Below are 7,728 nucleotides of genomic sequence, written 5' to 3' on the forward strand. Positions count from 1 at the left end.
TCGAATTGACGGCGTCGGCGCCGGCGCCGACCTGCCCCGGCGCGCGCTGCGCGAAGTCGCCGCCGCCGGAGATGCGGGACGTGCCGCCGGTATCGGCGCCGGAGAGTTGCGCGATCACGCGCTCCACCGGCCCGCCCGGCGCGAACTGCACGACCACGAAGGATACGAAGAGGATCCCGAGCAGGGTCGGGATCATCAGGAGGATGCGGCGGGCGATATAGGCGTTCATGGGCTATTTCGCCTGTTCGGTCTTGCCGGCCCTGGCGGCATCGAACCACCAGTTCTCCGGCGCGCCGACGCCATTGGCAAAGCGCGGCAGCACCGAGGGATGGCCGAACTGGTCCCAGTAAGCCAGCCGATGGGTCTTGGCGTACCATTGCGGCACCCAGTATCGGCCGGCCCGGAACAGCCGGTCGAAAGCGTGGCAGGCGACGGTGAGATCGGCGCGGTTCTCCGCCGAAATGATCTTCTCGATGATCGCGTCGATCGCCGGGCTGGCGATGCCGGCCAGATTGTAGGATCCCTTGGTCGATGCCGCCTGCGAGGAGAAGAACGGTCGCATGCTGTCGCCCGGCGTCGCCGACATCGAGAAACGCTGGATCGTCATGTCGAAATCGAAATCCTCGACCCGCGCGCGGTACTGCACGGCGTCGACGAGGCGGAGCGTCGCGTCGATGCCAAGCGTTGCGAGGTTCTTGATATAGGGCGCGTGATGCGGCTGCAGCGACGGCTCTTCCGCAAGAAACTCGATCCGGAACGGCTCGCCGTTCGGCAACAGTCGCTTGCCGTCCTTGATGACGAGCCCGGCCTCGTTGAGGAGTTGCTGCGCCTTGCGCAGCAGGCTCCGATCCTGCCCCGATCCGTCGGAGACCGGCGGCACGAAGGGCTCGCCGAACACCTCATCCGGCACCTGGCCGCGGAACGGCTCGAGCAGCTTCAGCTCCTCCGGCGAGGGCGGTCCGCCCTTCACCATCATGTCCGAGTTCTGGAACGGCGAGACGGTGCGGGCGTAGGCGCCATACATGATGGTCTTGTTCGTCCACTCGAAATCGAAGGCGTAGGTCAGCGCCTCGCGCACGCGCGGATCCCTGAACTTGTCGCGCCTCGTATTGATGAACCAGCCCTGCGCGCCGGAGGGTGTATCGTCAGGCACGGTCTCGAGCCTGACGCGACCGTCCTTGACGGCGGGGAAGTCGTAGCGCGTCGCCCAGATGCGCGAGGTGAACTCCTCGCGGTAGAGATAGTTCTTGCCGGTGAACCCTTCGAAGGCGACGTCGCGGTCGCGATAGAACTCGTAGCGCACCACGTCGAAATTGTAGCTGCCGCGGCACACCGGAAGATCCGCGCCCCACCAGTCCTTGACCCGCTCGAACTCGATGTAGCGGTTGACCTCGAACCTGCCGACCTTGTAGGGGCCGGAGCCCAAGGGGGTATCGAGCGTCGATTCCTCGAAGATCCGATTTGCGTAATAGGCCTTCGAGAAGATCGGCAGGCTAGCGACGTAAAGCGGTACGTCGCGCGCGCGTCCCTTGGCGAAGGTGACGAGCAGCGTCGCGTCGTCGGGCGCTTCCGCGCTCACCATGTCGCGCATCTGCACGACGATCAGCGGATGACCCTTGGCCTTGAGCGTCGTCAGCGAGAACGCCGCGTCGTGCGCGTTGATACCCGTGCCGTCGTGGAACTTCGCCTCGGGCCGCATCGTGAAGCGATAGACGAGCCTGTTCGGCGAGATCTGCACCGACTTGGCGGCAAGCCCGTACATCGCGTCCGGCTCGTCATTGGCCCGCGCCATCAATGATACGAAGGTCATGTCCATGCCCTGCGCGCCGTCGCCCTTGAGGATGTAGGCGTTGAGCGAGTTGAAGGTCTGGTAGGACTGGTTGTAGGCCCGCACGGAGGGGATCAGCGAGAACGTCCCGCCCCTCGGGGCGTCGGCATTGACGTAGTCGAAATGGTGGAAATCGGCAGGATATTTGAGATCGCCGAACGCCGACATGCCGTGCGCTCCGGTTTCGGCCTCCGAAGCCGCCGCGCCGTGCGGCCAGCACGCGCTCACGGCACCGCCGACGCCGAGGCCGAGCACGTGCCGGCGTGAAAGCTGCGCCATGCGCGAAAGCTTCCTCAAGAGCGTTTTCCGCTGCGCGCCGCCTTTTCCGCATCGTACCACCACAGCGTCGGCAGGCCCGACCGGCCGTATTTCGGCAGCGGCTCGGCGTGACTGAAGCGGTCCCAGCGGGCGTAGCGCGAGAAGCCGTAGGTGAACTGCGGCACGAGGTAGAAATTCCACAATAGTACGCGATCGAGCGCCTTCGTCGCGACCACGAGGCCGGCACGATCCTTGGCGAAGATCACCTTGTCGATCAACGCGTCGATTGCGGGGTTCTTGATGCCGATGGTGTTGCGCGAACCCGGCATGTCGGCGGCCTGCGAGCCCCAGAACTCGCGCTGCTCGTTGCCGGGCGAGAGCGACTCGCCCCATTGATCGATGATCATGTCGAAGTCGAAGCTGCGCAGCCGGTTCTGGTACTGCGCATCGTCGACGACCCGGATCGACGTGCCGATGCCGATCCGTTCCAGCGACGGCTTGTAGAACAGCGCGATGCGTTCGGACGAAGGATCCTGCACCAGGATCTCCACGGTCAGCGGCTTGCCGGCGGTGTCGACCAGCTTGTGGTCGCGCACCCCGAAGCCGGCTTCCTTCAAGAGCTTCGCGGCTTCGCGCAAGTTTGCGCGCACCGCTTCCGGGCTGCCGCCGACCGGGTTCTGGTAGGCCGCGGTGAAGACTTCGGGCGGGACTTTGTCGCGCACGGTCTCCAGGATCTGCAGCTCCTGGCCCTGCGGCAGGCCGGAACTCGCGAGCTCCGTTCCCTCGAAATAGCTGTTGATGCGCTTGTACTGGCCGTAGAAGAGCTGCTTGTTCATCTCCTCGAAGTCGAAGGCGTAGTTGAAGGCCCGGCGCAGCCGTGCGTCCTTGAACTGGTCGCGCCGGATATTGAAGACAAAACCCTGCATCCGGCCAGAATCGTTGATCGGAAACTCCTCCTTGATCACCCGCTTGTCCGCGACCGCGGGGAAATCATAGGCGGTCGCCCACTGCTTGGCCGAATTCTCGGCGATCCAGTCGGCCTGGTCGGCCTTGAACGCCTCCAGCGCGACGAGGTTGTCGCGGAAGAACTCGAAACGCAATTCATCGAAATTGTTGGTGCCGATCTGGGTCGGCAGGTTGGCGCCCCAATGATCCTTCACCCGCTCGAGCTTGATCGAGCGGCCCGCGACGAATTCCTTGATCCGGTACGGCCCCGAGCCGAGCGGCGGCTCCAGTGTGGTCGCGCCGACGTCGCGCTTGCGCCCCTGCGCATCCGTGCCCTCCCACCAGTGCTTGGGCAGCACCATGAGCTCGCCGACGATGGTCGGCAGTTCGCGGTTGCCGGGCGCATCGAAGGTGAACTTGACGTCGCGCTCGCCACTCTTCTCCGCCTTGACGACGTGACGATAGTAGGACGCATACATCGGGCTCTGCTTCTTCAGCGTCTCGATCGAGAAGACTACATCCTCGGGCGTCACCGGCTGGCCGTCGTGCCAGCGGGCCTCCTTGCGCAAGCGATACACCACCCAGGAGAAATCGTCGGGATGCTGGGCCGCCTCGGCGAGCTGGCCGTATTCGGTCGCGACCTCGTCCTGCGCGCGGGTCATCAGGGTTTCGTAGATCAGGGCCGCCGCCGGCGCGAGCGAGCCCTTGATGCCCGCGACCGCAACATTGAAATTGTCGAAGGTGCCGAGCGAGATCATGCGGGCGACGCCGCCCTTGGGGGCATCCGGATTGACGTAGTCGAAGCGCTTGAAGTCGGCGGGGTATTTGATGTCGCCAAACAGTGACAGCGCATGGCGCCAGGCGGGCTCGCCGGCTCCTTGCGCCTCGGCCGCCCCGATGACGGGAGCGCTGGCCATGGAACCGAGAACGGGGATGGCCGCGGTGGCGGCGCCGGTCAGCAGGAGATCGCGTCGGGTAATGGCCAAATCAAAATCCCTGTCTTGAAGGGGGCTACCCCTTTAAGTGCCCAATATAGGCGAGGTTTCGGCGGAATATGTTGCTTTTTCCTCATCTTCGAAGCCCGCGCAATCAGGTCGCTGCGGCCAAACGCCCCGATCACGGACATGCGAGCCCCGGACATGGAAACGGCCAGGCGTTGGAGCCTGGCCGTGTATTCAAGATTGAGGGCGAACGGCTTACTTCGCGGCGGTCGGTAGCGGCTTCGGGTTGTCCGCCAGGCTATTGAGATAGGCGATGACGTCGGCGCGCTCGGAATCCTTCTGGATGCCGGCAAAGCCCATCGCGGTGCCGGGGATATAGGCCTTGGGATTGGTCAGGAACTTGTTCAACTCGTCGACGGTCCAAGTACCGCCCTTAGCCTTCATCGCGGCGGAGAAGTTGAAGCCGCCCCGATCTTCGCCGCGATGGTCATCGACGATGCCGTAGAGGTTCGGTCCGACGCGGTTCGGGCCGCCCTTCTCGAAGGTGTGGCAGGCGGCGCATTTCTTGGCGGCCGAAGCGCCCTTCTCGACGGAGGCGGTCTGCAGCAGCTTCTCGATCGGCTCGGCGGCGGCGGCAGCTGCTGCGCCTTCCTTGCCGTGGCTGGCCTCTTCCTTCGCGGCAATCTCGAAACCGGGCTTCTCCGGCTGCTTCGGCGCGAACAGCGCGCTCGCGGTGAAGTTCGTCACCAGGAGAACGAGGCAGGTGCCGAGGATGGCACCGAGGATCTTGTTGATTTCGAAGGAGTCCATTTCGGATCAGGCCCCACGCCGCGAGGTAAGGAAGGAGCGGCCCAACCGGCCGCCAGAGAACGCCTCAGGAATCGGACGTTCCACCCTCCCCCCGAGCAGCGATGAGATATCGGTTTGCCCGGGGTCTGGCAACCCGTATAAACGGCCCGGCATTCACCCCATCCCCACCAATTCCGCCGCGCAAAACGGCCCCTTTTTCAGGCCCTCTTCCTGATGACCACCCCCCGCATTCTGGTGCTGATCCCGGCCCGCATGGCGGCCACCCGCCTGCCCGGCAAACCGCTCCTGGACATCGCGGGGCTGCCGATGGTCGTGCACGTGCTGCGACGGGCTGAGGCGGCCGGAATCGGCCGGGTCGCGGTCGCAACCGACACGGCGGAGATTGCGCAGGCCGTGACGGCCCAAGGCGGCGAGGTCGTGATGACCCGCACCGACCACCCATCCGGCTCGGACCGCATCCACGAGGCGATGCAGAAGCTCGATCCGCACGGCGAGGCCGAGATCGTGATCAATCTGCAGGGCGACTTCCCGACGATCGCGCCGGAGGCCATCCGGGACGTGCTGCCGCCGCTCTCCGACCCCGCCGTCGATATCGCGACGCTCGCCTCGCAGATTCACACCGAGGAGGAGGACCGTGCGCCGAGCGTGGTGAAGGCCGTCGGCTCGCCGATCGGCCCGCGGCGGCTCAGGGCGCTCTATTTCACCCGCGCGACTGCCCCCTATGGCGACGGGCCGCGCTACCACCATATCGGGCTCTACGCCTATCGCCGGGCGGCGCTGGAGCGGTTCGTCCGGCTTCCGCCCTCGGCCCTGGAACAGCAGGAGAAGCTTGAGCAACTCCGGGCGCTGGAGGCCGGCATGCGGATCGACGTCATGATCGTCGATAGCGTCCCCCGCGGCGTTGATACGCCGGCCGACCTCGAAACCGCGCGCAGAATACTTTCAAAATCCTGAGCGGCTGTTACAAGGCGCCGCAGGAGCAATCTTGACATGAGCAAGCTGAAAATCGCATTCCAGGGCGAGCCCGGGGCCAATTCCCACATCGCCATCGTCGAGGCCTATCCCGACGCCGAGCCGATGCCCTGCCCGACCTTCGAGGACGCGCTGTCGGCGATTTCCACCGGCGAAGCGGATCTCGGCATGATCCCGATCGAGAACTCGGTGGCGGGCCGGGTCGCCGACATCCATCACCTGCTGCCGGCCTCCGGCCTGTTCATCGTCGGCGAATGGTTTCTGCCGATCCGCCATCAATTGATGGCCGTGAAGGGCGCCAGGCTCACCGACATCAAGAGCGTGGAAAGCCACGTCCACGCCCTCGGCCAGTGCCGGCGCATCATCCGCAGGCTCGGCATCCGGCCGATCGTCGCCGGCGATACCGCGGGCAGCGCGCGGGACATTTCCGAGCGCAAGGACAAGAGCGTCGCCGCGATCGCCTCACGCCTTGCCGCCGCGATCTACGGTCTGGACATCCTGGAAGAGGACATCGAGGACGAGGCGCACAACACCACCCGTTTCGTCGTGCTGGCGCGCGAGGAGAAGTGGGCTGAGCAGGGTTCGGGGCCGCTGGTCACCTCCTTCGTGTTCCGCGTGCGCAATTTGCCGGCGGCGCTCTACAAGGCGCTCGGCGGCTTCGCCACCAACGGCGTCAACATGACCAAGCTCGAGAGCTACATGGTCGACGGCAATTTCTTCGCCACGCAGTTCTATGCCGATGTCGACGGCCATCCCAACGACAAGGGCCTGACCTTCGCGCTGGAGGAATTGAAGTTCTTCTCGCGCGAATTCCGCATCGTCGGCGTCTATCCCGGCCACCCCTTCCGCGCGACGTTCAGCGAGACGATGGAGTAATCTCGTGTCCCGGACGCGCGAAGCGCCCCGGGGCACGACAGCTTCTACGCCGCCGCCTTCGCCAGCCCGAACGCGTCCGCCAGCAGCGAATACGACTTCTTCCGCGCCTCGTGGTCGTAGACGGCGGTGATCACCATCAACTCGTCCGGCTGGCTCGCCGCAATCAGCGGCTGCAGCTTCTCGCGCACGGCGGCCGGAGTGCCGACGAACAGGCGCGAGCGGTTTCGTGCAATCGAGGCCCGCTCGGCGTCCGAATAGGGATAGGCCTGCGCCTCTTCCACGCTCGGCAGCGGCAGGTACTGACCGCGGTCGCGGCGCAGCCGGTTGAGATCGAAGGAGGAGGCGAGCTTCTCGGCCTCGTCATCCGTGTCCGCCGCAATCGCCGCGACCGCGAGAATGGCGTGCGGCACCGCCCGCCAGCCGGACGGCTTGAAATGACTGCGGTAGTGCAGCATGGCGTCGACCGCGTCGTGGGTGGCAAAATGGTGCGCGAAGGCGAAGCCCATGCCGACCTGGGCGGCGAGCTCCGAGGAATAGTCGCTGGAGCCGAGCAGCCAGATCGGCGGCAGCGGCGTATCGACCGGCATCGCCACCACGCTGTTGTAGGGATGGCCGGGCGGGAAATTGCGCGTCTCCCACAGGATCAGTTCGTGCAGCCGCTCCAGGAAATCGTCGCCCTCGCGGCGGTCGAGCCGGCTGCGAAGCGCGTAGGCGGTGGCATCGTCGGTGCCGGGGGCACGGCCGAGACCCAGATCGATGCGGCCGGGAAACAGCGCTTCCAGCATCTTGAACCGCTCGGCGACCACCAGCGGCGCGTGGTTGGGCAGCATCACCCCCCCGGAGCCGACCCTAATGCGCTTCGTTACCGCCGCGATCTGCCCGATCATGACGTCAGGCGCAGGGCTCGCGACGGAGGCGAGGTTGTGATGCTCGGCGAGCCAGTAGCGGACATAGCCGAGGCCATCGACATGGCGCGCCAGGTCGATGCTGTTGCGCAGCGCGGCGGCGGGTTTTGTGCCGGTGGTGACGACGGAAAGATCGAGGACCGAGAGGGGGATCATGGCGGCTAACCTAATGCGCTGGGTAAGGCCGGCAATG

Annotated in this window: 6 protein-coding genes and 1 pseudogene; 2 read left to right on the plus strand and 5 right to left on the minus strand. The window is 65.5% G+C overall.

Annotated elements, in window-relative coordinates:
- The 4 genes and pseudogenes from KGM94_RS21475 to KGM94_RS21490 form a co-directional block, all read right to left on the minus strand.
- A pseudogene (locus tag KGM94_RS21475) lies at positions 1–229 on the minus strand (microcin ABC transporter permease); the annotation flags it as partial.
- Between the two features lie 3 nt (positions 230–232).
- Positions 233–2,107, minus strand: coding sequence for an extracellular solute-binding protein (locus KGM94_RS21480; RefSeq protein WP_300263872.1), 1,875 nt, complete (start codon positions 2,105–2,107; stop codon positions 233–235).
- 14 nt (positions 2,108–2,121) lie between these two features.
- Positions 2,122–3,948 carry an extracellular solute-binding protein gene (locus KGM94_RS21485; protein ID WP_300263882.1) on the minus strand — a complete coding sequence of 609 codons (1,827 nt, stop codon included), beginning with the start codon at positions 3,946–3,948 and terminating at the stop codon, positions 2,122–2,124.
- Positions 3,949–4,227: 279 nt separating this feature from the next.
- A complete protein-coding gene (locus tag KGM94_RS21490) occupies positions 4,228–4,782 on the minus strand; it encodes a cytochrome c family protein (protein WP_300263874.1) in 555 nt (184 codons plus the stop codon).
- A 213-nt stretch (positions 4,783–4,995) separates the two neighbouring features.
- Between KGM94_RS21490 and KGM94_RS21495 the strand changes: the two genes are divergently transcribed.
- Both KGM94_RS21495 and KGM94_RS21500 read left to right on the plus strand, forming a co-directional pair.
- Positions 4,996–5,736: a 3-deoxy-manno-octulosonate cytidylyltransferase gene (locus KGM94_RS21495; RefSeq protein ID WP_300263876.1), complete on the plus strand. Its 741-nt coding sequence runs from the start codon at positions 4,996–4,998 to the stop codon at positions 5,734–5,736.
- 36 nt (positions 5,737–5,772) lie between these two features.
- Entirely contained in the window at positions 5,773–6,630 is an 858-nt protein-coding gene (locus tag KGM94_RS21500) for a prephenate dehydratase (RefSeq protein ID WP_300263878.1), read from the plus strand.
- A 44-nt stretch (positions 6,631–6,674) separates the two neighbouring features.
- On the opposite strand, the gene KGM94_RS21505 is transcribed toward KGM94_RS21500, so the two are convergent.
- Complete coding sequence (locus KGM94_RS21505; RefSeq protein ID WP_300263880.1) at positions 6,675–7,691, minus strand: LLM class flavin-dependent oxidoreductase; 1,017 nt, start codon at positions 7,689–7,691, stop codon at positions 6,675–6,677.
- Positions 7,692–7,728 lie beyond the last annotated feature (37 nt).

This window comes from Bradyrhizobium sp., assembly GCF_028868675.1.
Taxonomy (GTDB): domain Bacteria; phylum Pseudomonadota; class Alphaproteobacteria; order Rhizobiales; family Xanthobacteraceae; genus Bradyrhizobium.

Bases quoted from the DNA above. Each gene is read 5' to 3' on its own strand.
- KGM94_RS21495 (WP_300263876.1), top strand. From the start codon at position 4,996: ATGACCACCCCCCGCATTCTGGTGCTGATCCCGGCCCGCATGGCGGCC.
- KGM94_RS21500 (WP_300263878.1), top strand. From the start codon at position 5,773: ATGAGCAAGCTGAAAATCGCATTCCAGGGCGAGCCCGGGGCCAATTCC.
- KGM94_RS21505 (WP_300263880.1), bottom strand. From the start codon at position 7,691: ATGATCCCCCTCTCGGTCCTCGATCTTTCCGTCGTCACCACCGGCACA.
- KGM94_RS21480 (WP_300263872.1), bottom strand. From the start codon at position 2,107: ATGGCGCAGCTTTCACGCCGGCACGTGCTCGGCCTCGGCGTCGGCGGT.
- KGM94_RS21490 (WP_300263874.1), bottom strand. From the start codon at position 4,782: ATGGACTCCTTCGAAATCAACAAGATCCTCGGTGCCATCCTCGGCACC.
- KGM94_RS21485 (WP_300263882.1), bottom strand. From the start codon at position 3,948: ATGGCCAGCGCTCCCGTCATCGGGGCGGCCGAGGCGCAAGGAGCCGGC.